At 36.8% G+C, this 22367-nt stretch carries 17 protein-coding genes; 14 read left to right on the forward strand and 3 right to left on the reverse strand.

The features are described 5' to 3' along the window. The first annotated feature begins 30 nt into the window (after positions 1–30). The 4 genes from LOK78_RS15150 to fucP all read left to right on the forward strand — a co-directional run bounded on the left by LOK78_RS15150 (position 31) and on the right by fucP (position 9034). The gene (locus tag LOK78_RS15150; protein ID WP_232635481.1) at positions 31–5046 is read left to right on the forward strand and encodes a translocation/assembly module TamB domain-containing protein; all 5016 of its coding nucleotides are present in this window, start codon (positions 31–33) and stop codon (positions 5044–5046) included. Between the two features lie 7 nt (positions 5047–5053). Continuing rightward, on the forward strand, positions 5054–7342 hold the full coding sequence (tamL, locus tag LOK78_RS15155; RefSeq protein ID WP_232635482.1) for a translocation and assembly module lipoprotein TamL: 2289 nt from the start codon (positions 5054–5056) through the stop codon (positions 7340–7342). 80 nt (positions 7343–7422) lie between these two features. After that, positions 7423–7761 carry an L-rhamnose mutarotase gene (locus tag LOK78_RS15160; RefSeq protein ID WP_232635483.1) on the forward strand — a complete coding sequence of 113 codons (339 nt, stop codon included), beginning with the start codon at positions 7423–7425 and terminating at the stop codon, positions 7759–7761. A 4-nt stretch (positions 7762–7765) separates the two neighbouring features. Further along, positions 7766–9034, forward strand: a complete 1269-nt coding sequence (fucP, locus tag LOK78_RS15165; protein WP_232635484.1) for an L-fucose:H+ symporter permease — start codon at positions 7766–7768, stop codon at positions 9032–9034. On the opposite strand, the gene LOK78_RS15170 is transcribed toward fucP, so the two are convergent. Next, positions 9029–10183, reverse strand: coding sequence for an FAD synthase family protein (locus tag LOK78_RS15170; protein ID WP_232635485.1), 1155 nt, complete (start codon positions 10181–10183; stop codon positions 9029–9031). The genes fucP and LOK78_RS15170 overlap by 6 nt on opposite strands. Before the next feature lie 205 nt (positions 10184–10388). Here LOK78_RS15170 and LOK78_RS15175 point away from each other — a divergent pair, with 205 nt between their 5' ends. From LOK78_RS15175 to LOK78_RS15205, 7 genes are all read left to right on the forward strand, one after another. Further along, positions 10389–10868 carry a MarR family winged helix-turn-helix transcriptional regulator gene (locus LOK78_RS15175; protein ID WP_232395641.1) on the forward strand — a complete coding sequence of 160 codons (480 nt, stop codon included), beginning with the start codon at positions 10389–10391 and terminating at the stop codon, positions 10866–10868. Continuing rightward, a complete protein-coding gene (locus LOK78_RS15180) occupies positions 10865–11101 on the forward strand; it encodes a YgjV family protein (RefSeq protein ID WP_232395642.1) in 237 nt (78 codons plus the stop codon). Before LOK78_RS15175 ends, LOK78_RS15180 begins: the two co-directional genes overlap by 4 nt. Positions 11102–11298: 197 nt before the next feature. Then, positions 11299–12273 (forward strand): alpha/beta hydrolase family protein, encoded by a 975-nt coding sequence (locus LOK78_RS15185; protein WP_232395643.1) that lies wholly within the window; start codon positions 11299–11301, stop codon positions 12271–12273. A gap of 71 nt (positions 12274–12344) precedes the next feature. Continuing rightward, positions 12345–12926, forward strand: a complete 582-nt coding sequence (locus LOK78_RS15190; RefSeq protein ID WP_232635486.1) for an LOG family protein — start codon at positions 12345–12347, stop codon at positions 12924–12926. Between the two features lie 87 nt (positions 12927–13013). Beyond that, positions 13014–15059: an amidohydrolase family protein gene (locus tag LOK78_RS15195; RefSeq protein WP_232635487.1), complete on the forward strand. Its 2046-nt coding sequence runs from the start codon at positions 13014–13016 to the stop codon at positions 15057–15059. 71 nt (positions 15060–15130) lie between these two features. Further along, positions 15131–15691, forward strand: coding sequence for a sugar O-acetyltransferase (locus LOK78_RS15200; RefSeq protein WP_166961888.1), 561 nt, complete (start codon positions 15131–15133; stop codon positions 15689–15691). 113 nt (positions 15692–15804) lie between these two features. After that, positions 15805–16920, forward strand: coding sequence for a DUF2914 domain-containing protein (locus LOK78_RS15205; RefSeq protein ID WP_232635488.1), 1116 nt, complete (start codon positions 15805–15807; stop codon positions 16918–16920). 29 nt (positions 16921–16949) lie between these two features. Here LOK78_RS15205 and rocD read toward each other — a convergent pair whose 3' ends face one another. Beyond that, positions 16950–18194 carry an ornithine--oxo-acid transaminase gene (gene rocD / locus LOK78_RS15210; protein WP_232635489.1) on the reverse strand — a complete coding sequence of 415 codons (1245 nt, stop codon included), beginning with the start codon at positions 18192–18194 and terminating at the stop codon, positions 16950–16952. Positions 18195–18362: 168 nt separating this feature from the next. Here rocD and rlmD point away from each other — a divergent pair, with 168 nt between their 5' ends. From rlmD to LOK78_RS15225, 3 genes are read left to right on the forward strand one after another with little or no spacing between them, the layout of a single operon-like run. Beyond that, positions 18363–19775 (forward strand): 23S rRNA (uracil(1939)-C(5))-methyltransferase RlmD, encoded by a 1413-nt coding sequence (gene rlmD / locus LOK78_RS15215; protein ID WP_232635490.1) that lies wholly within the window; start codon positions 18363–18365, stop codon positions 19773–19775. 2 nt (positions 19776–19777) lie between these two features. Beyond that, positions 19778–20317 (forward strand): DUF6452 family protein, encoded by a 540-nt coding sequence (locus LOK78_RS15220; protein WP_232635491.1) that lies wholly within the window; start codon positions 19778–19780, stop codon positions 20315–20317. Continuing rightward, positions 20298–21071: a DUF6048 family protein gene (locus LOK78_RS15225; protein ID WP_232635492.1), complete on the forward strand. Its 774-nt coding sequence runs from the start codon at positions 20298–20300 to the stop codon at positions 21069–21071. Before LOK78_RS15220 ends, LOK78_RS15225 begins: the two co-directional genes overlap by 20 nt. A gap of 123 nt (positions 21072–21194) precedes the next feature. Here LOK78_RS15225 and LOK78_RS15230 read toward each other — a convergent pair whose 3' ends face one another. Further along, positions 21195–22352 carry a THUMP domain-containing class I SAM-dependent RNA methyltransferase gene (locus LOK78_RS15230; protein ID WP_053970063.1) on the reverse strand — a complete coding sequence of 386 codons (1158 nt, stop codon included), beginning with the start codon at positions 22350–22352 and terminating at the stop codon, positions 21195–21197. Between the last annotated feature and the right edge of the window lie 15 nt (positions 22353–22367).

Consider the following 22367-nt stretch of genomic DNA (forward strand, 5'->3'; position numbering starts at 1 on the left):
TTGTAAGAACCATCTAAATTGTATTAGGAATTGTCTACAGATTCTACCAAAACCTCAAAGAAGAGGAGACATCGTGTCTTCCGAATTCTTGTAAAAGTGTTTTTGGTACTCCTAGTCCTTTTTATCCTTTTGGTTGTTTTCATCAGGAGTCCGTGGGGACAAGATATTATTGTTCACAAGGCCATAGACTATGTCACCAATAAAACCCACTCCAAAATAGAACTGAAAAAGGCTTTTATAACCTTTGACGGCGATATACAAATTGAAGGTCTCTATGTGGAAGATCAACAAGGAGACACATTAGTTTACTCTAAAAGACTTGAAGCCAACATGCCGTTGTGGGCGTTAATTACAGGTAAGGGAATGGGTGTTGATGATTTGGAATGGGAAGGATTGCGTGCCAACATCATCAGGAAGGATTCTATCAATGGATTTAATTTCCAATTTTTAATTGATGCATTTACTTCCAATGAAACACCGGTTGAATCAACTCAAGATACGGTTTCCAAGCCATTTAATCTTGTATTGGGCTCTTTGGACTTAAAGGATTTTAATATCGTTTATATTGACCAAGTAACAGGCATTCAAAGCACTTACAAGTTTAAAACCTTGGAAGTTGACATGGATGAAACCAATTTGGAAACCATGACTTTTAAAGTCGATGACCTTGAGTTACAAGATGCCTTTATTGATGTTACCCAAACTCCAGTAATAGCCAGTTCTGAATCAGAAACGTCCATACTTCCATTCATTTCAGTGGATAACCTAACCCTGAACAAAGTAAAAGCACATTATAAATCCATTGGAGACGGCTTAGAAGTGAACACAAATATTGATGATTTTAATACTGAAATTGAAAGCATTGACTTAACAAACCAAGCGTTTGTTTTTGGGGAATTGAATTTAAAACAATCACAAATTGACATCAAAACAACCAAAAAAAATTCAACCGAATTCAATGAACCATTGGCTTCTGATTCCAACTCCCTTGAATGGCCAGACCTTCAATTAACCATTGGTGAAATAGATTTTGAGGACAATCAATTCAGTTTTATTTCCAACAATCAAAAACCGAAAAAGGGCACTTTCAACCCAGAAGCTGTGGTCATCACAAATTTCAACCTTCAAGCAGCTAATGTGCATTTGAAAGATAAGACTGCTGGATTAGAATTGAACACTTTAAATTTTAATGAAGCCTCAGGAATTAATGTACAAGAAATAGGTATTGGATTAACAATAACAGATCAAAATCTTAAAATTCAACAACTAAACGCCGCAGTAAATCAAAATAAAATCAAAGGAAGCCTAGACTTACAATATGCCTCTTTAGCCTCTTTTTTGGCAAACCCAGAACAAGCTAAAGTAAATTTGAATCTAGCAAACATGACATTTGACTTGAATGATGTGTTTAAATTTGAACCCAGTCTTCGGGACAATTCTTATATGCAAACACTTGGACAAAAGGCACTTCAAGGTAACCTGAAGGCACAAGGAACTTTGTCTGATATTCAAATTTCTCATTTGAATATCCAATGGGGAAAAGAAACGCAAATAGACTTAAAAGGTCAGATTAAAAAAATAACCACTTCAGATTCCATAACTTTTGACATTCCGAAATTTAGAGCAACTACGGTAAGATCTGATCTCATCAAATTTGCTTCGGAAGATTCATTAGGTATCCAGTTTCCAGAAACCGTTAATCTCCAAGGTAAAGCCAAAGGCAACCTCAACAATATTCGAGCTACCGCCTTGTTAAACACCTCACAAGGAAACGCCAAATTAGAAGGTTTTTTCAATAAAGAGGCAGGTATTCATTTTGATGTAGATGGTCAGATTGATAATTACCAACTTAATGAATTGCTTAAAAATGAAGATTTCGGTGCTCTAAGCTTAAGTTTAAAGGCCAACGGCTCGGGAAGTGACATCAATCATTTAAATGCTCAATTGGATGCTGTTATTTCAGAATTCAAACTAAAGCAATATGATGTTACAGACCTAAGTATTCAAGGAAATTTGGAAAATGGACAAGGTCATATCATTTCAGATTACAAAGATGACAACCTCAACATGAATCTGGATGCATTGGTCACTTTAGATTCTATTGCTCCAGAAGCCAAGATAAATTTGAATGTTATTGGGGCTAATTTAAACGCTTTGGGAATTACAGACCAATCCCTTAGAACTGGATTTCAGTTAGAAGCTGATTTTAAAGGTAATAGCTCGTCATTTGATGTTGAAACGGAAATTAATGAGGGCGTAATCGTTTATGACAATAAAAGGTATTTACTTGGTGATTTACAAGCTCAAGCCCATGTGAGACCAGATACCACTTCTGTCACTATACACAATAAAATAATTGATGCCGATTTGGAATCCAATTCAAACCCGCAAACCTTTAGCAAAGCTTTATCACAACACATACAAGGTTACTTTTACAGAGATCTCCAGAGGGTGGATACTTTAGAGCGGCCTGTTAAATTAAAATTCAAGGGTACTATAAATCCGTCTCCTCTGTTAAATGAAGTATTACTTGTCAACGTTGAAGATTTAGACACCATTCAAATTGCTATGGATTTTGATGAAATGGCTTATCGATTAGACACAGAAATTTCGGCTCCTCATATTAATTATGATGGTAATAAATTGGATAGCCTTCATTTTGATATGCTTACTGATAAAGAACATTTTGATTTCAATTTCAGGTTTAAAGAATTAACGGCTGGTCCATTGGTACTACCTCAAACCATTTTTTCAGGTCATCAGGAAAACCATGAACTCTCACTACAATTTATAGCTAAAGATCAGGACACTACCGTAATGCGTATGGATTCCAAAATTACCGGTGATAGCGAATTGCTTCATTTCCATATAGAACCCGAAACCCTTGTATTGAACAAAAACAATTGGCAAGTTCCCGCGACGAATCAAATTGATTATTCAAATCAGAAACTAACCTTTCAAGATGTTCTTTTTCAGTTTCAAGACCAGAAAATTCAATTGACTCATGAATTCCCTAACATACAAAAAGATCATGTAGCTATGACCTTCAAGCAATTAAACCTTGAAGAACTCCTAGGATATTTCAATCCTGACAAAACACTTGCAACTGGTTTAATAAATGGGGATTTAATAGTTGAGGATCCTTTTGGTAAAACTGGTTTAAATGCCCAATTGGACATCAATCAACTTCATGTATTAGACGTGGACTTAGGCACGCTTTCCCTTAAAGGAAAACCGATACAAAACCAGCAGTATGATTTTTATCTATCTACAAAAGGAGGAATGGTTGATTTAGACCTTAAAGGCGACTATTTAGCTGGAACAGAAAGAGCAGCCTTAGATTTGGATCTCAATATCAATGAATTTCAAATGAAAGCATTGGAAGGTTTCAGCATGGGAGCTTTGACTGATACAAATGGTAACATGACAGGTAAATTTCAAGTTAATGGAGCACCTAGTGATTTAAAATATCAAGGCCAATTGGATTTTAATAATGCAGCTTTTAATATAGCCAAGTTCAATGCCGCCTTCACCTTAAAACAAGAAAGTGTTCAAGTAACCAATGAAAAGATTTCATTAAGTAAATTCACCGTTTTAGATGCCAACAACAATCCTTTAATCCTAACTGGAGACATTCTTACTGAAAATACTTTAAATCCTTCGTTCAACCTTCAAATACAAGCAACAAACTTTCAGCTTTTAAATGCTTCTGCTGATGACAATGATTTTGTTTATGGTAAAGCTGTTTTTGATGCCACCGCAAGTTTAACCGGAAATCTTCAAATACCTAAATTGGATGTAGATGCAACTGTTGGTAATGAGACCGACATTTCATATATCATGCCTTCGGCTTCTGTCAACATGGAGCAACGAGATGGTGTCGTTATTTTTGTAAACAAGGATCATCCAGATGCTATTCTTACACAAACTGAAGAAACAACTTCCACACTTAAAGGTTTTGATATTAAAGCTCGCGTTAAGGTAAAACCAGAGGCAGCGGTGACTATTATTATCAATGAGAAAACCAATGATAATTTTAAAGTTTCTGGAGAAGGAGATTTTGTATTCAACATGAAACCCAATGGACAAATGACTCTTTCTGGAGTTTATGATGTTACGGATGGTCATTATGAGATGAGTTTATACAATTTAGTAAACCGTCGATTTGATTTAAGTCCCGGTAGTAGAGTAACCTGGTCTGGAGATCCGTTTGATGCTGCCCTTGACATCAAAGCCCTTTATGAAGTTAAAGCTTCGGCTTCGGCTTTAATGGCAACCCAAACTTCAGGATCTGACCCTTCTCTGCGTAATAAATTTAGACAGGTATTACCCTTTGAGGTGTATCTTAATATTGATGGGGAACTCATGCAACCTGTTATCTCATTTAATATTGATATGCCAGAAAATGAACGTGGTGCTATCAATGGTCAAGTCTATGGTCGTGTACAGCAATTAAATCAACAGGAAGAAGAATTGAACAAACAAGTTTTTTCCCTGTTGGTGCTGAACCGTTTTTATCCCGAACCCGGCAGTGATGGTAGTAATGGTGGTATGGCCTCAGTGGCACGTGACAATCTCAATGACGCTGTTTCTGATCAACTCAATATGTTTTCGGATAAACTACTAGGAAAAACAGGCTTTGAATTGGATTTCGGACTCGATAGTTTTACCGATTACCAAGGAAGTACTCCTCAGGATCGCACACAATTGGAGGTCGCGGCAAAGAAAAAACTCTTCAACGATCGATTGACGGTAAGTGTAGGAAGCGAAGTGGATATTCAGGGAAGCAATCAAACAGAGGAAGAAACTCCGGTTATAGGAAACGTTACATTAGAGTATTTATTGACCAAAAATGGCCGATATCGCATTAAGGGATTTAGAAGAAATGAATTTGAAAATGTCATTGATGGCCAAACAATGGTCAGTGGTATTGCTCTAATTTTCACCATGGAATTTAATAAATTTAGTGAGTTTTGGCATGCTATATTTCATCCTGAAGATGACACGCAAGAAAATGAATCGCAGCAAAATCAAGTAAAAGAATAGGAGGCAGATGAGAATAACTAATAATTCATATAACATACAATTTAGATATCTCAATCTTGTAATTCTATTGTTTATTACCTCTTGTGGTGTGGAAAAATTTATCCCAGAGGATGAACGCCTTTATACAGGGGCAACATTGAGCATGTCCTCAGATACGACCATTGTTAACAAGGATTTATTAAAAAATGAATTGGAGCAGGTCTTAATGCCAGAGCCCAATTCTAAATTCTTAGGAATGTACGTGGGGTTATATTATTATTATAAAAATCAGAAAAAACATCCTGGATTTATTAATAGATGGCTCTATAAAAATTTGGGGGAAGAACCTGTTTATCAATCAGATGTTGAACCCCATGAAGTGAGAGATCTTTTGGTCAACAGACTTGAAAACAGAGGTTTTTTTTACAGTACATCTGGTTCGCAGGTAAATGAAAAGGACAAAGAAGCATCGGTTGATTATACCGTAAATATTACAAGTCCCTATACCATGGCTACCTATCAATTAGACTCCATTCCAAGTCCATTTTATCAGGAAGTGAAAAGAAGTCTTGAGGAAACACCGTTTAAGGAAGGCATGCGCTTTGATTTGGGAAATTTTGAATTGGAACGCCAGCGTATTGAACGTCAACTAAAACTAAAAGGTTACTTTAATTTCAACAATCAGTTTTTAATTTTTGAAGCCGATACCAACAGATATAAAAACAAGCGCTATGATTTGTATTTAAGTTTGAAGTCCCATGTGCCGAACAAGGCTTTAATTCCCTATAAAATTGCAAAAGTTAATGTGTATTCCAATTACGAATTGAATCAAGATTCACTACAAATTCAAACTACTCGCTTTAATGAAAAAAACTATTTAGAAGAGCAACCTTTCTTTAAACCTAAGTATTTAGATCCCTTCATTCTGATTAAAGAAGGTGATTATTACCATCCTGAAAAATCTAGAAATACCGCTCGACGTCTCTCTTCTATTGGGTCCTATAAATACGTGAATATTCAATATAAGGAGTTGGATACGCTGGAAAATGACAATTTGGGATTGTTGCAGGCAGATATCTACCTATCGCCTTTAAATAAACGCTCTTTAAGAACCGAACTACAGGCGGTAACCAAATCCAACAATTTTGCGGGACCAGCTTTAGGGGTTACTTATACCAACCGAAACTTATTTGGTGGTGGCGAATCGTTTAGTGTAGGAGCCAAAGTGGGTTATGAAAAGCAAATTGCTAGTGGTAGCAGTAGTTCTTTGAGCAGTACCCAATTGGGTTTAGAAACAGAACTATTGGTTCCTAGAATGGTTTTTCCAATTAAGTTTGATAATGATTATTTTGAATATGCTATTCCTAAAACCAAAATTGGTTTCGGTATTGACTATTTGAATCGTACTCAGCTGTATGCCCTACTTTCTGGAAACGCCAAGTATGGTTATGTTTGGAATGCCAATCGGTATGTCACTCATGAGATCAATCCCGTAACGATCACTTATACCCAACTAACCAATACCACACCCGAATTTGAACAAATCCTTGATGACAACCCGTATTTGAGAGAAAGTTTTGAACAAGAATTCATTGCTGGACTCACCTATTCTTTTACTTATAACGGCATGGTAGATGCAGCTAACACTCACCAGTTCTATTTTAATACCACCTTTGATATGGCGGGTAACATCATTAGCTTGTTTGGAAAAGAGCAAGAGCCTGGACAGCCCGAAAGCTTTTTAGGTTTAGAATATGCACAATATGCCAAATTGGATGTGGATTTCCATTATCATTTTAATTTTGGAAAAGAACAAAAAATTGCCACGAGGCTTTTTGCCGGGTACGGACTACCCTATGGAAATTCAAACGTTTTACCATTTGTAAAACAATATTATGCAGGTGGACCATATAGTGTAAGAGCCTTTAGAATTCGTTCCTTGGGTCCAGGAACATTCCATCAGGAAACAGATAATGATGATGTTTATATAGACCAAAGTGGAAACATCAGGTTAGAAGCCAATATTGAATACCGCTTCCCTATTGTTTCATTTTTAAAAGGCGCCCTTTTTGTAGATGCTGGGAATATTTGGAACAGTAAATCCAATGAAATTCTACCAGGTGGCACCTTTAGTAACAATTTTTATAAAGAATTAGGAATGGGTGCTGGTGTGGGTACTCGTGTTGATGTTCAAGGATTTGTCATTCGTTTTGATTTTGCGACCCCATTCCATGATCCCTCATTACCTGACGGCGAGCGCTACAACTTTGATGTCAAAGACACCATTTTTAATTTTGCTATTGGCTATCCCTTTTAGTACTTAATTCTTGACACTTTCATATATGACATTGATTTGCCTATATTAGTTCCCAATAAGAATATATCATAAAAGCATTCATGAGACATTGTCTTACCTTAGACCTAAAGCCAGACGAAGAACTTATTCAGAAATATGAAGAATGGCATCAACCTAACAACATTCCGATGGACATTCCAAAAGGCATAAAGGCCATTGGTATTTTAAACATGGAAATCTTTAGATGGGAAAACCGGTTATTTATGATTGTTGATACGGAAGACTCGTTTGATTGGGATGTTCAAATGTCTAAACTAGGTGATATGCCTGGGCAAAAAGAATGGGAACTACTTATGGATGCCTACCAACAAAGACTGGACTCCTCTTCAGACAAGTGGAAGAAAATGGAGCGTATTTTTTCACTTTCTGATTGCTTCTAATTCTATGAATACTAACATAAGTCACTCAATATTACCCAAGAAAAACAGATTCGTATTTTTTCTTCTGGCCCTGTGTTTTATGGGATGGGGATTGGCAAACAACATTACGGATCCGCTAGTGAAGGTCTTTAAAAACGTCTTCGGCGAACTAAGCACCTTTCAAGCATCTTTAATTCAATTTACATTTTACTTTGGCTATTTTTGTATGGCTATACCAGGAGCACTGATATCGAAGAGGTATTCTTTTAAAATAGGTGTATTAGTCGGTTTAGGTCTTTACATCGCTGGGTGCTTTTTACTATATCCTGCTACCCTCGCCCAAAACTTCCTTTACTTTTGTCTATCCTTTTACATTCTTGCCTGTGGTTTGGGTATTTTAGAAACAAATGCCAACCCTTTTGTTCTGCTTCTTGGCCCAAAAGAAACAGCAACAGAGCGATTGAATTTAGCACAGTCCTTCAATCCTGTGGGTTCCATCTTAGGTGTGTTTATGTGTCAAATTCTAATTATGGCCCAGTTACCTACCAATACCCAAGGAGATTTAGCCATCCCTGCTCATGAAATAAAAGAAACACTCGGAGTTATTATTTATCCTTATTTAATTGTTGGTAGTGTGCTCATATTGGTTTGGGTATTAATTGCCATTACAAAAATGCCCGATTTAAAAAGAGCGACGACGGCTTTAAATATGAAGCAAACGGTTGGTCAATTGTTGCGCAAAAGTAACTACCGCTTTGCCGTATTGGCCCAATTTTTTTATGTAGGGGCACAGATTTCTGTTTGGACTTATACTAATTTCTATCTACCCGAACAGATAGGTGCTTCACAGGAATTAACCTTACAATATCATACCGTTGCCTTGATTTGCTTTGGTATATTTCGATGGATTTTCACTTCTTTAATGCATAAAATTGCTGCTAGCAAACTCTTGTTTGTAGTGGCCATAGTTGCTATTTTACTCAGTTTAAATGTTATTCTAATTGGAGGCATGGTAGGTGCAGTATCATTAATTGCCATTTCAGCCTGCATGTCGTTAATGTTCCCTACTATATTCGGAATGGGCTGTGAAGGATTAAACGAAGAAGAAACCAAAGTAGGAGCTTCTGGTCTTATAATGGCCATCCTTGGCGGCGCTATATTAACACCGCTGCAAGGTTCATTAATAGATTTTCAAAATGTGTCTTTTTCATATGTAGTTCCTCTGATATGTTTTTTAGTTATAGCCCTTTATGCTGCTTACCATAAGAAACTTCTAAAAAAGAATGTATTATAGGTGGGAATCTTTCCTTCTGATATGGATTCGCATGGTTCCGGGTATGGGTTCCTTAGATACCATTATCAAATACCCACCACCGCCCGCACCGGCCAGTTTCCAAGCTAAAGCTTGATCTTTATACTTGGCAATCTCTTGTTCAATACGGTCATTCAACATGTTAGGAAACATCGTTGTTTGGGCTTTAAAGGAATCTAAAAATCCTTGAGCAAACCTATCTAAATCTTGAGCTAATATGGCATCCCAAACTTGATCTGCAGCCTGTGCTAATGCCTTCACATTGGTTTCGTTGATATAGGTTTCTGACAGAAGATCTAATCCCTTTTCTCGCGGCCATAATAAGGTCATGCAAAGGTGAGCTTCCAACCAAGATAAAATTGATTCTGAGTGAATGGATTGAAATTTCTTGGGCCAATAATCATTGTCATAGTAATGCCTAACCAATCCAGGCATGCAAATACCAATTGCATCCTGAGCCCCTGATATAATGGAAGACCCGGGATCATTCTCAAACTTAAACAGGATTTCAGCCAGTTTTTCTGGTTTTTCCAAAGGAAGATAATAGGGCCATATATTTTTGGCCGCATTTCTTGTGGAGGTAGACATGCCGCACCTTTCATTGTATTCTATGGTAGGTTCCAGTGAAATGGTAAGCGCCCATCCTGGATGGAATTTGGACACATAGGGTTGATCGATCCAAGTGCCTGCCAAATCTATTCGGTAGGGCAGCGTACAATTTCCTTCGGTTCTAATGGCAGTAGTGGAACGCTCAGGTAAGCCCGCATCAGGTATACGCTTTAATACTTTAAAATCAATACCTAAGGAGTCACAAAGCTCCTTTTTTGCAGGTGAATAGCCATCTTCATTAACAACAAAAATATCTGGTTGCAGGTCCTTTAAATCCTCATCAAAATCCAAAATACCTGAACCTTTATTGACAAAGACTTTTTTGACGTGCTTGATGGCATCAATTACATACATTCGTTCTTGTTCAGAATTAATAGTATGTCTGCCCTTGAGCTCCAAAACGGTGGCATCTGAGCCAATGCCCACATAAAGATCTCCATAAGAAGCAGCCTCTTTAAAGAAAGCGATGTGTCCGCTATGCAACATATCAAAACAACCTGATACAAATACTTTTTTTGCCATGTACAAAATTTAAAGCCGTGAAGATATTCGTTTTTTGGTTTAATGCCAACCCTAGAACGTAATTGTTACAGTAAGTATCAAGGGATATTTTCACATAAGCAAAAGAGTTTAAACGAATTAAATTTTTCATAAAATAAACAAATATAAGTAACTGGTTACGTTTTATTATTTACATTTGCGTAACCAGTTAAATAAATTTAAAAAAATGGAAGACTTTTTAGAAAAGTTACATATAGAAGGTTTTACTAGTAGGATCAAGAGATTGAGTGATTTATTGTTATATAGTACGAGAGATTTATACAAAATTCAAGGCATGGATATCGAACCTAACTGGAACCTTATTTTTAGATTACTTCAAGAAAATGAGGAATTGACCATTTCAGATATGGCAGAGAAACTACAACTTTCTCATCCAGCAATTGTGAAGATTATCAACAAGATGAAGAAAAATGGATATATTATCACCAACGTTGATAAAATTGATAAAAGAAAATCCATTTTGACCTTATCTCCAAAAGCAAAAACCGAACTGGTGGATTTCGAAGAATTGTGGCATACACAAAATATGATTATCGAGAACTTATTAGCTGATAGTCCAAATTTTCTAAACGAACTAAAAAACATTGAACAAAAATTAACCGAATTAGATTATAAACAAAGAGTCCTTAACAAATTGAACGAATGAAATTAATCATTGAAGCAATAGGCTATATAGCCATCGCAGCTGGCTTTTTTGCCGCAACCAAAAAGGAAATGGAGCATTTTCGTTTTTGGCATTTAATTTCAAGCGCTGTTTATATTGTTTATGGATTTTTATTGAATTCTGGACCATTGGTAATCTCTGGGTTCATTTTTTGTATCATTCACATTTACCACTTAAAACAAAACAAATCGAAAAGAAATAGAAATTTTCGTTAACTAAATTTAATTCATGTTAAACTACCCTTTTATCTTAATAGAAATTTAGGTAATCAATTTCATCACACAAAAATTGTAACAAACTGTAGGACTTATCGTCTCATTTTAAAAGTAAGTTATTACATACCAAAGTCTTTCCAATTATTTATCAGACTTCTCTTAAATTACTTGACGACATAACCTTAAAATATATACGGATGAGATACCTAAACGCTTTAATTTTTCTATTGATACTTACAACCTGTCAGGCACAGGAAAACAAGCTTCTATTAAAACAGAACTTAATTTCTGACTTCTCCCAAACACCTATTTATTCAAGACTTACCGAGAATATCAACGGAAAAATAGAATGGAAAGAAGCTTTTAAATACATCGATAGTATTGATATTTATAGTATTACTTACCTAAGTGACGGTCTAAAAGTAAACGGTCTTTTAGTAAAGCCCAAAAAACAAGGAAATTATCCTTGTGTAATCTATAATCGAGGTGGAAACAGGGATTTTGGTTCATTAGTAATAGCTCACGGAATTATGACATTAGGCCAAATCGCCAAGGAAGGTTACGTGGTCATTGCAAGTCAGTACAGAGGTAACGGCGGTAGCGAGGGACAAGAAGAATTTGGCGGCAGTGATGTCAACGACATTACCATTTTACCCGAAGTATTAAAAGAAGTTGAAGGGGCCGATATTGAGAATATTGGCATGTACGGCTGGAGTCGAGGTGGTATGATGACCTACATAGCCCTTACCCAAATGAACAATATAAAGGCGGCAGCCGTTGGAGGGGCTGTTTCCAATAACTTCTCCACCATAAAGGACAGGCCAGACATGGAGTCTGGAGTTTTAGCTGAATTGATACCCAACTATAAAACTAATAAAGAGGCTGAGTTAGAAAAACGATCAGCTGTTAAGTGGGCTGACAAATTCTCTAAAGAAGTCCCAATTTTAATGCTACATGGTAATGCCGATTGGCGAGTCAAGCCAGAACAAAGCCTCACGCTTGCCTTAGAATTTGAAAAATATCGCATCCCCTATAGATTGATTATGTTTGAGGGAGGTGACCACGGTATCTCAGAACATAGAGATGAAGTCAACGAACAGGTTATAAATTGGTTTGATAATTATTTAAAGAATCATACTCCTCTACCAAACATGGAATATCATGGAAAATAATCCTAAAATTTAATCCAAGGATTTCAACAATTTGATAGTCATTTCCTAACTTTCGTGAAAAAGTAAATAACATGAAACGAGTGTCTGTATTTTGTGGTTCCAGTTTAGGAAATGATGCCATTTATAAACAAGAAGCCTTCCAATTAGGTAAAACCCTTGCCCAAAAAGGGATTGGTTTGGTCTATGGTGGTGCCCATATCGGATTAATGGGAGCCGTTGCAGATGGTGCGCTTTCTGAAAGCGGCGAAGTCATAGGGGTGATTCCAAATTTTTTGAGATCTAAAGAAATTGCTCATGAGGGTATTTCAGAATTGATCTTAACCGATACTATGCACCAAAGAAAATCAAAAATGAATGATTTATGTGATGGTGTTATTGTCTTGCCGGGAGGTTTCGGAACTTTGGACGAATATTTTGAAATGCTCACTTGGGGCCAATTAGGACTCCATCAAAAACCTTTAGGTATTTTAAATACCAATGGCTATTACAATCACTTAATAAACCATGTAGAAACCATGGCTCAAGAGGGTTTTCTATCTGAAGACAATAAATCTATGGTGATAATTGAAAGTGAAATCAACATTTTATTTGAAACCATGGCTTCATACCAATCTCCAAAAACTGGCAAATGGGTTGATGAACAAAAAATTTAGATTTCAATGGTTTTCAAATCAATTTAAAACTATTTAAAGAGGGAAATTATTTTTACGTATCTTCAAGATCCTAAAAACCAATCATCTATGAAGATTCAAGTTTATATTTCCCTGCTCTTAGGAATTAGTATCCTCTCCTGTAAACAGGATAAACAAAAAGCTATAACTTCTCTTTCCAACCATCAGGGAAACGAAGCTTATTCCGTCATAAATTACGGCGCCAAAATTGGATATTTGAAAACCGAGACTTCGGGCGATACCATCCATGTTGATTTTGACTATAAAAATAATGGTCGTGGACCCTCTCTCAAAGAATCCCTTATTTTAAATACGGAAGGCCTACCTCTTTCATGGCATATTGAAGGTAATACCACCTTTGGCAATCAGGTAAATGAGCAGTTTGAGTACGAAAATAAATGGGCTAGATGGACAGACGCCACCGGTTCAGATAGCTTGAAAACGACTTCTCCACCATTCTATTCAAATCAAAATGGCAGCCCCTACTCCATGCTTTTGATGGCAAGACATCTATTGCGTCAAAAAGATCAAAAAGCACCTGTCTTACCCCAAGGTACAATTTCTCTCCAAAAAATAGAACCCATTCAATTGGAAGGAGATACCACAAATTTAAAATTGGCGTCCTATTCCATTTCAGGAAACAGCATGAACCCAAGCTATTTTGTGATGGATGACCAGCAAAATTTATTTGCTACTATTTCTTCCCATACGGTCATCATTAAGGAAGGCTATGAGGACTTCACACAAAAAATGATTGATCTTTCAGAAACCTACGAAGCCCAACGGTTTACCGATTTACAAAAATCTTACGCCCACAACTATCCCAAAAAGGTTAGGATTAAACAAGTGAAGATTTTTGATCCGCAAACTTTAAATTTATCCAATATGGTGTCTGTAGTAGTTGAAGGTGACAAAATCTTGAGTATTGATGCCCCTGATACAGTTAGGGAAAATGAAGTTGTAATAGATGGTAATGGTGGAACCCTTATACCCGGTATGTATGACATGCATGCCCACACAGGTGAAAGACAAGGCCTTCTTAACCTATTGGCAGGCGTGACTTCCTTTAGAGATATGGGAAACCATAATGACGTTCTCACAAATTTGATGGTAAAAATTGATTCTGGATTATTGGCCGGACCAAGAATTCACAGATTGGGTTTTATTGAAGGTAAAAGTCCTTATAATAGTAATGGTGGTATTTTGGTATCCTCTTTGGAAGAAGCCTTGGAGGCTATTGATACCTATCACAACCAAGGGTTTTATGGTATCAAATTATACAACAGTATGAATGGTGATTGGGCTCCAGAATTAGTTAAAAAAGCCCATGAATATGACATGTTTGTATGCGGTCACGTGCCGGCCTTCTCAAATGCCAACGCTATGCTTAATGCAGGTTTTGATGAAATGACCCATATCAACCAAACTATGTTAGGTTGGGTTTTAGAACCAGATGAGGACACACGAACGTTACTCAGGCTCACCGCTATGAAGCGATTTCCGCAAATTGATTTAAACAGTGAGCAAGTGCAAGAAACCATCGGTTTGTTTATCAAAAACAATACAGCCATAGATCCTACTTTGGCTATTCATGAAGCCTTACTTCTAGGAAGAAATGGTACCATCTCCCCAGGTACTGTTGACTTTATATCTCATTTACCTCCCGCAGAACAAAGAAGCTATAAAGTTGCATGGTCTGAAGTTACCAACAGTGAGGATGATGAAGCTTATAAAGGGGCGTTCAAAAAAATTATTGAGACCCTGACTCTTATGAAAGATAAAGGCATACAAATAATACCTGGAACAGACATGGGTGGCTCTTTCTTTTTCCATCGGGAATTGGAATTATACCAACAGTTAGGCTTTACACCAGCCGAATTGTTAAAACTAGCAACTTATGACATGGCTGCATATCTGGGTGATAAAAATCTGGGAAGCATTAAACCAGGATATTTGGCAGACTTCTTTTTGGTTCCCGGTAATCCTGTAGAAGACCTTAAAGCCATTAAAACTGTTTCCATGGTATCAAAAGGTGGGACTTTCTATTATCCGAAAGAAATATACCCTTCTTTTGGTATTGAACCATTTACAGACATGCCTTCGGTTAAAGAATAATTTTTAATTATTTCAAGTATCTTTTTTAGTCTAAAGGTTTTAAATTTATAGGGACACTTAATACGTCTTAAATGAAAACCGAGAAAGAAAAAATGATGGCTGGTGAGCCATATGATGCACATTGTGAGGAAATGATTAGCATTAGAACCAAGGTAAAAAGGATTTTACACAAGCTGAATGTTACCGAATATTATACCGATAGATTTCAAGAAACCATTCATGAATTATGTCCAAACTCAGCTAAAAACATTCATTTAGAACCTCCCTTTTATTGCGATTATGGAGATAACATTTTTGCTGAAGAAGGTGTTTTTATCAATTTTGGAGCTGTTATTTTAGATGGGGCTCGGGTAACCATAGGCAGAAAAACATTGATTGCCCCAGGAGTTCATATTTATACCGCAAGACATCCTTTAGATATTAAAGAACGTAGAGTTTGGGAAGATTGTAGTCCTGTGACCATAGGAGAAGAATGTTGGATTGGTGGGCACGCAACCCTTTGCCCTGGTGTGACAATTGGAGACCGCTCGGTTATAGGTGCTGGTTCTGTCGTAACCAAAGACATTCCCGCAGATTCTTTAGCAGTAGGTAACCCAGCAAGAGTGGTAAAAAAACTAAATTTAAAGGAATAGAAAACTTCAATTTGACATCTTAGAGAGATCCATAGAGTCCAAAAATAATTCCAGTCATTTTTTAAATTTTATTTCATATTCATTTCTTTATCTTAGTTGCATAAATACCCTATATGAAAAGATTTTTGGTTAAGTATCGAAGAAGTGCGTTCAGTCGTTTTATACAAAGGCACCAAAAATCAGCTCCCGTCATTTTCTTTATAGGTGGTTTTATATTTGACTCGCTTACATTGGGTCGTATTGACCGACTTTATGATATGATTGTTTTATGTTCCCATATGACTTTGGTGAGCATAACACTTTATCTTTTTAACGTTGCAGATGATGGCAAGTGGAAAGGTACCTTTTTAGAGCGTTTTGAAACCTACTTCCCTTTGGCAATTCAATTTTTCTTTGGAGCACTTTCTAGTGCCTATGTGATTTATTTTTCAAGAAGTGTCTCCCTATCAAAAACGACATCATTCTTTATTATATTAGTCATTCTACTATTTGCCAATGAGTTTTTAAAGCAACGTATTTCCAATAAAAATTTACAGTTTAGTGTTTATTTCTTTATAAGCTTTACATTCTTTACCTTCATGGTTCCTGTGTTTATCAAAGAGATGAATCCAAATGTTTTTTTGTTTTCGGGAGCCATGAGTTTGGGGTGCACCTTATTTCTCATTCTTTTCATTTATAAAGTGAGTCCCACCACCCGCGCCGAAGTCAAACTACCTAGATTATTGGTGTTAATTTTTGGGATTTACATAACCATCAACACCTTTTATTATTTTAAATTAATTCCACCAGTACCTTTGGCCCTAAATCACGGAATTGTAGCTCACAACATAGAAAATAAGGACCATAAGTATTTTGTGACATTCGAAAAAAGGAAAGCCCAACACATCTTTTGGCGAGAACACCGCTTGACTTATGCTCATAGGCCAGGTGAACGAGTCTATGTGTTTTCATCTGTTTTTGCACCAACCGAATTGGAAAAATATATTATCCACCGCTGGAAGTGGTACAATCCCAAAACTGAGGAATGGGAAATTGTAGAAGATATTGGATATGATATCCAAGGAGGGCGTGATGAAGGCTTTAGAGGTTATACCTACAAAGCCAATGTAAAAGAAGGAGAATGGAAAGTGGAAGTGATCACAAATGAAGAATTGATTTTAGGTGTCATCGATTTTGTCATTGTTAATGATGGATCTTCTCCCAAACATTTAGTCACCAAAAAGTTTTAAAAAAAGCGACCCTCGGGTCGCTTTTCAATTTAAGATTCAAATTCTTTAAGAGTTTCGATAATAATACTAACGCAATCCAATAATTGCTCTTCCGTCATAACTAACGGAGGTGCAAAACGAATAATATTACCATGGGTAGGTTTAGCAAGAAGTCCGTTATCACGAAGTTTCAAACAAATGTTCCAAGCTGTCTCGCTTTCCTCATCATCATTGATGACAATGGCGTTTAACAACCCTTTACCTCTAACCAAATTCACAATTTGACTGGTTTGAATGTATTTGTCTAATTCACTTCTGAACAAATCACCCAAGCGTTCAGCATTCTCTGCCAATTGTTCATCCTTAACAACTTCCAAGGCAGCCATGGCTACAGCAGCAGCCAAAGGATTCCCTCCAAAAGTACTTCCGTGAGTTCCTGGCTTAATTACTTTCATAACGTCATCATTAGCCAAAACAGCACTCACAGGATAGACACCACCGCTCATAGCTTTCCCCAAAATCAAGATATCTGGGGTAACATTCTCATGATTTACAGCCAATAATTTCCCAGTACGGGCAACTCCTGTCTGCACCTCATCAGCTATAAACAAAACACCATAGGCTTCACAAAGAGCTTTGGCTTTACTTAAATAACCTTTAGATGGTACATAAACGCCTGCTTCTCCTTGAATAGGTTCTACTAAAAATCCAGCGACCTTAGGATTTGACTTTAAAGTTTCTTCTAGTGCTTCCAGATTATCATAATCTATTTTGATAAATCCGTCCGTATAAGGACCAAAGTTTTTTCTAGCTACAGGGTCGTTTGAAAAGGATATAATCGTTGTGGTACGTCCGTGAAAATTGTTTTTACAAACTACAATTTCTGCTTCATTCTCATCAATACCCTTAACCTCATAAGCCCATTTTCTACATATTTTAAGGGCCGTTTCAACAGCTTCGGCACCGGTATTCATCGGTAATAATTTATCAAACCCGAAATAATTGCAAGCAAACTCTTCATAACGTCCTAACATATCATTATAGAAAGCCCTTGAAGTTAAGGTTAGCTTTTGTGCTTGTTCGGTTAAAGCTCCTACAATACGTGGGTGACAATGCCCTTGATTTACAGCCGAATAGGCACTTAAAAAATCATAATACTTTTTACCTTCTACGTCCCAAACATATACCCCTTCTCCTCTACTTAATACTACAGGTAGCGGATGGTAATTGTGGGCGCCGTATTGGTCTTCTAATGCTATCGCTTGTTGCGAAGTCAATTGGTCTAAAACAGCCATTTTAATAAAATTTTAGTATGAAAAAAATAACCATTCCTTCTCTACCTTTATTCCTTCGAAGTTTCGAAAATTCAGCGTGGGAGAGAAATCATCCCTAAGAGGTTCGCAAATTAAGGAATCTTGAATGATTTTTAGAGAAAATCCTATCAATTATTCTATTTTTGCCCCATGGCCAGAAAAAACAAAAGACACATATTTACTGAAGTTGAAGTAATTGATGCAGGAGCCAAAGGTAAGGCAGTCGCTAAAGCTTCAGACGGAAAGGTGATTTTCCTTTCAAATGCGGTTCCCGGTGATGTGGTAGACATCCAAACCTTTAAAAAACGTCGTGCCTATTACGAGGGTAAGGCCATCCATTTTCATAAATATTCGTCTAAACGTACCGAACCCGTTTGTGAGCATTTTGGTGTTTGTGGCGGTTGTAAATGGCAAAACATGGATTACCAATACCAATTGGAATTCAAACAAAATGAGGTAGAAAACAACCTAAAAAGAATCGGTCATCTCGAATTACCCGAAACTACCAAAATATTAGGCTCTAAGGACGTCTATTTTTATAGAAATAAAATGGAATTTTCATTCAGTGATAGTCGCTGGCTAACTGAAAAGGAAATCAATTCTGAAAAGGATTTTGACAATAAAAATGCCTTAGGTTTTCATATCCCAGGTATGTGGGACAAGATTTTGGATATCAAAAAATGTTGGCTTCAAGAGGATCCCTCCAATGATATAAGAAACACTATCAAATCCTTTGCAACTGAGCATGGTTTGGAATTTTTCAATACTCGAAACCAAACCGGACTGCTCAGAACATTAATGATCAGGACTTCTTCCATAGGAGAAATTATGGTGCTTGTTCAATTCTTTGAGGACAAAAAAGAACAAAGAGAAGCATTGCTAAACCATATATCAGAAAGCTTTCCACAGATTACATCATTGCTCTATGTGATAAACCAAAAAGCTAACGACACCCTTTACGATCAAGAAGTCATTTGCTACCAAGGTAGAGATCATATTTTTGAGGAAATGGAAGGTTTGCGTTTTAAAATCAATGCTAAATCCTTTTACCAAACCAATTCCAATCAAGCCTACGAGCTTTATAAAGTAACCCGTGACTTTGCACAACTAACGGGTGAAGAATTGGTTTATGATTTATATACAGGGACCGGAACCATAGCTCAGTTCGTAGCTAAACAAGCCAAAAAAGTTATAGGTGTTGAAGCAGTACCGGATGCTATCACTGCGGCCAAAGCCAATGCACAATTTAACGGCATTGAAAACGTTGACTTTTTTGTTGGCGATATGAAAGAGGTTTTCAACGCCCAATTTATTAAAACCCATGGCAAGCCAGATGTCATCATAACCGATCCTCCTAGAGACGGGATGCACAAAGATGTGGTTGCCCAAATTTTAAAAATAGCACCCAAACGCGTCGTGTATGTAAGTTGCAACAGTGCTACACAGGCAAGAGATTTGGCTCTTATGGCTGAAGATTATAAAGTGATCAAGGTACAACCAGTAGATATGTTTCCTCAAACACATCACGTTGAAAATGTCGTACTTTTAGAACGAATAAAATAACTATGAAAAAACTCTTTTTACTTCTTCTTTTGATGGTCGTTTCGTCTAATTGCGAACGAGATGACATCTGTGATGAAGGCAAAGTAACTACTCCAAGGCTTTATATAGGTTTTTACGATATCGATTTGATCAACTCCGATACGCCAAAAAATGTTGTTGGGTTGCGCGTTCAAGGTATTGGCAATGATGATTATTTAGCAACCTATTCAGGAAGTAGTCCATTAAACGAAATTTACCTTCCCTTGAAAACCACTGAGGATCAAACGCAATATAGTTTGATTAGGGATTACTCGGTAAATGATAATGATACACCTGATGACCCTAGTGATGATTTCATTGAGGGAAATGAAGACATTATTACCATTTCCTACCAAAGAGAAACAGAATATGTTTCAAGGGCTTGTGGCTATAAAACCAATTTTGCTTTTTTGACTGTAACCCCAGTTAACGATGGTGATAACTGGATACAAGCCATCCAATATGCCGAGGACAATATGACAATAGAAAACGAACAAGACATTCATGTTAAGATATATCACTAATATTTTTTGTATTGCTTTAGCTTCATTTTCAATGTTTGCGCAAAATGACAGTCTAGTCGGACAACAAGTTCAAGGAAATGTTTTGATTGTCGAGGAGCCCAAATCTGATTCGCTAAAGATAAAAGAGACTTATGGGTTGCGATTGGGAGTTGATGTAAGCAAGTTTATAAGACCATTTGTTGAGGATGATTACACTGGTTTTGAGGTTATGGGAGATTACCGTCTTACCAGAAAATGGTACTTGGCAGGAGAAATAGGCGCTGAAAACAAGCGCACCCAAGACAATGATTATTTAGATGTCACCACTCAAGGGACCTATTTTAAAGCTGGAGCCGACTGGAATGCCTACGAAAATTGGTATGGCATGGAAAACATGATTTACCTTGGCTTTCGTGTTGGAGCTAGTTCATTTAGACAAACGCTTCATTCTTATGGGGTGTATTCCACAGATCAATATTGGCAACCCCAATTTACCAATAATGAAGAACAAGAGTTCAAGGGACTTTCTGCTATTTGGGGAGAAGTTATTGCGGGACTTAAAGTAGAAGTGTTCAATAACATCTATATGGGCGTCAATGTGCAATTCAAATATCTGGTTACCCAAGATGAGCCATCTGGTTTTGAAAACCTATACATTCCGGGATATCAGCGTACTTATGACAGTAGTAACTTCGGATTTGGTTTTGGATACAATGTATCTTATCTCATTCCTTTCTTTAAAAAAGATAAAAAGAAAATAACCGAAGAAGAATAGCTAATTGTTATCGGGAACATTTTGCGTCGATATACATGCTCAAACTTCCCGTTCTTGAATGCCAAATTCCCATGATAATTTACAACTAAGAACCGTTTTAAAGTTATTTAGCTTAAAGAATAGTTAATCTTGGTACTTTGCCTTTTTACTGCCCTCGTAGATTTCATATTTCACCAATTTCGACTCCAATTTGGCATTGAAAACCTTAATCTTTCTTGATGGTCTAAGTCCCACATGTTTTAAAGCATCTAGGTTGGAGGTTATGAACCAAGCTTCTGTACCTGGATAACTTTGTTTAAGGGTATCACCAATATTCTTATAGAAATTTTCCATATCAATATCCAAACGCTCTCCATACGGCGGATTAAAAACCATATGAAGTTTTCCATCCATAGGTTTTTCCGTTTTGAAAAAATCTTGGTGTTCAATAGTTATAAACTCATCCAAATGGGCATTCTTAATATTGTCGATAGCCTTTCTAACTGCTGAAGGCGATTTATCATACCCAATCATTTTATGGTGAAAATCTCTTGTTTTCTTCAATAGGGACTCTTCAATCATTTCAAACAAATCAACATCCCAATCCTGCCAGCGTTCAAAAGCAAATTCCTTACGCATTAAATTGGGCGGAATGTTACAGGCAATCATAGCCGCTTCTGCCAACATGGTTCCACTACCACACATGGGGTCCATAAAATTGGATTGTCCATCCCAACCAGACATCATAATCAATCCAGCTGCCAGAACTTCATTGATAGGTGCTATGTTGGTAGCTGTTTTATATCCTCTTCTGTGCAACGATTCACCCGAAGAATCTAAAGAAATGGTACAAAGGTTTCTGTCAATATGAACATTAATTTTTAAATCAGGGAATCTTAAATCGATATTGGGTCTATCGCCAGATTGGTTTCTAAATCTATCCACAATAGCATCTTTGGTTTTTAGCGCTATAAACTTGGAATGCGTAAAAACTTTAGAGTGTACTGTTGCATCAATAGCCAAAGTTCCAGTCGGCTTTAAATAGCGTTCCCAGGGCATTTTATATACTGCATCATAAAGATCCTGTTCACTTCTTATGTGAAATGTCTTTAAGGGTTTTAATATTTTGATAGCGGTTCTAAGCGCCAAGTTCGCCTTATACATAAAGCCCTTATCCCCTACAAAGCTTACATTCCTCACACCTTTCTCAATATCCATCGCTCCTAACTGTAGTAACTCTTTGGCTAGTAAATCTTCAAAACCAAATAAGGTTTTGGCCACCATTTTAAAATTATTATCCATATTGGGTTTTTAATT

It is taken from the genome of Mangrovimonas futianensis (genome assembly GCF_021245805.1).
GTDB classification, from domain to species: domain Bacteria; phylum Bacteroidota; class Bacteroidia; order Flavobacteriales; family Flavobacteriaceae; genus Mangrovimonas; species Mangrovimonas futianensis.

Excerpts from the sequence above, each read along its gene's own strand:
- LOK78_RS15180 (WP_232395642.1), top strand. The coding sequence starts at position 10,865 with ATGAAATTAATCATTGAAGCAATAGGCTATATAGCCATCGCAGCTGGC.
- LOK78_RS15225 (WP_232635492.1), top strand. The coding sequence starts at position 20,298 with ATGTTAAGATATATCACTAATATTTTTTGTATTGCTTTAGCTTCATTT.
- LOK78_RS15220 (WP_232635491.1), top strand. The coding sequence starts at position 19,778 with ATGAAAAAACTCTTTTTACTTCTTCTTTTGATGGTCGTTTCGTCTAAT.
- LOK78_RS15175 (WP_232395641.1), top strand. The coding sequence starts at position 10,389 with ATGGAAGACTTTTTAGAAAAGTTACATATAGAAGGTTTTACTAGTAGG.
- LOK78_RS15200 (WP_166961888.1), top strand. The coding sequence starts at position 15,131 with ATGAAAACCGAGAAAGAAAAAATGATGGCTGGTGAGCCATATGATGCA.
- rlmD (WP_232635490.1), top strand. The coding sequence starts at position 18,363 with ATGGCCAGAAAAAACAAAAGACACATATTTACTGAAGTTGAAGTAATT.
- tamL (WP_232635482.1), top strand. The coding sequence starts at position 5,054 with ATGAGAATAACTAATAATTCATATAACATACAATTTAGATATCTCAAT.
- LOK78_RS15205 (WP_232635488.1), top strand. The coding sequence starts at position 15,805 with ATGAAAAGATTTTTGGTTAAGTATCGAAGAAGTGCGTTCAGTCGTTTT.
- LOK78_RS15190 (WP_232635486.1), top strand. The coding sequence starts at position 12,345 with ATGAAACGAGTGTCTGTATTTTGTGGTTCCAGTTTAGGAAATGATGCC.
- LOK78_RS15195 (WP_232635487.1), top strand. The coding sequence starts at position 13,014 with ATGAAGATTCAAGTTTATATTTCCCTGCTCTTAGGAATTAGTATCCTC.
- LOK78_RS15170 (WP_232635485.1), bottom strand. The coding sequence starts at position 10,183 with ATGGCAAAAAAAGTATTTGTATCAGGTTGTTTTGATATGTTGCATAGC.
- LOK78_RS15185 (WP_232395643.1), top strand. The coding sequence starts at position 11,299 with ATGAGATACCTAAACGCTTTAATTTTTCTATTGATACTTACAACCTGT.
- rocD (WP_232635489.1), bottom strand. The coding sequence starts at position 18,194 with ATGGCTGTTTTAGACCAATTGACTTCGCAACAAGCGATAGCATTAGAA.
- fucP (WP_232635484.1), top strand. The coding sequence starts at position 7,766 with ATGAATACTAACATAAGTCACTCAATATTACCCAAGAAAAACAGATTC.
- LOK78_RS15160 (WP_232635483.1), top strand. The coding sequence starts at position 7,423 with ATGAGACATTGTCTTACCTTAGACCTAAAGCCAGACGAAGAACTTATT.
- LOK78_RS15230 (WP_053970063.1), bottom strand. The coding sequence starts at position 22,352 with ATGGATAATAATTTTAAAATGGTGGCCAAAACCTTATTTGGTTTTGAA.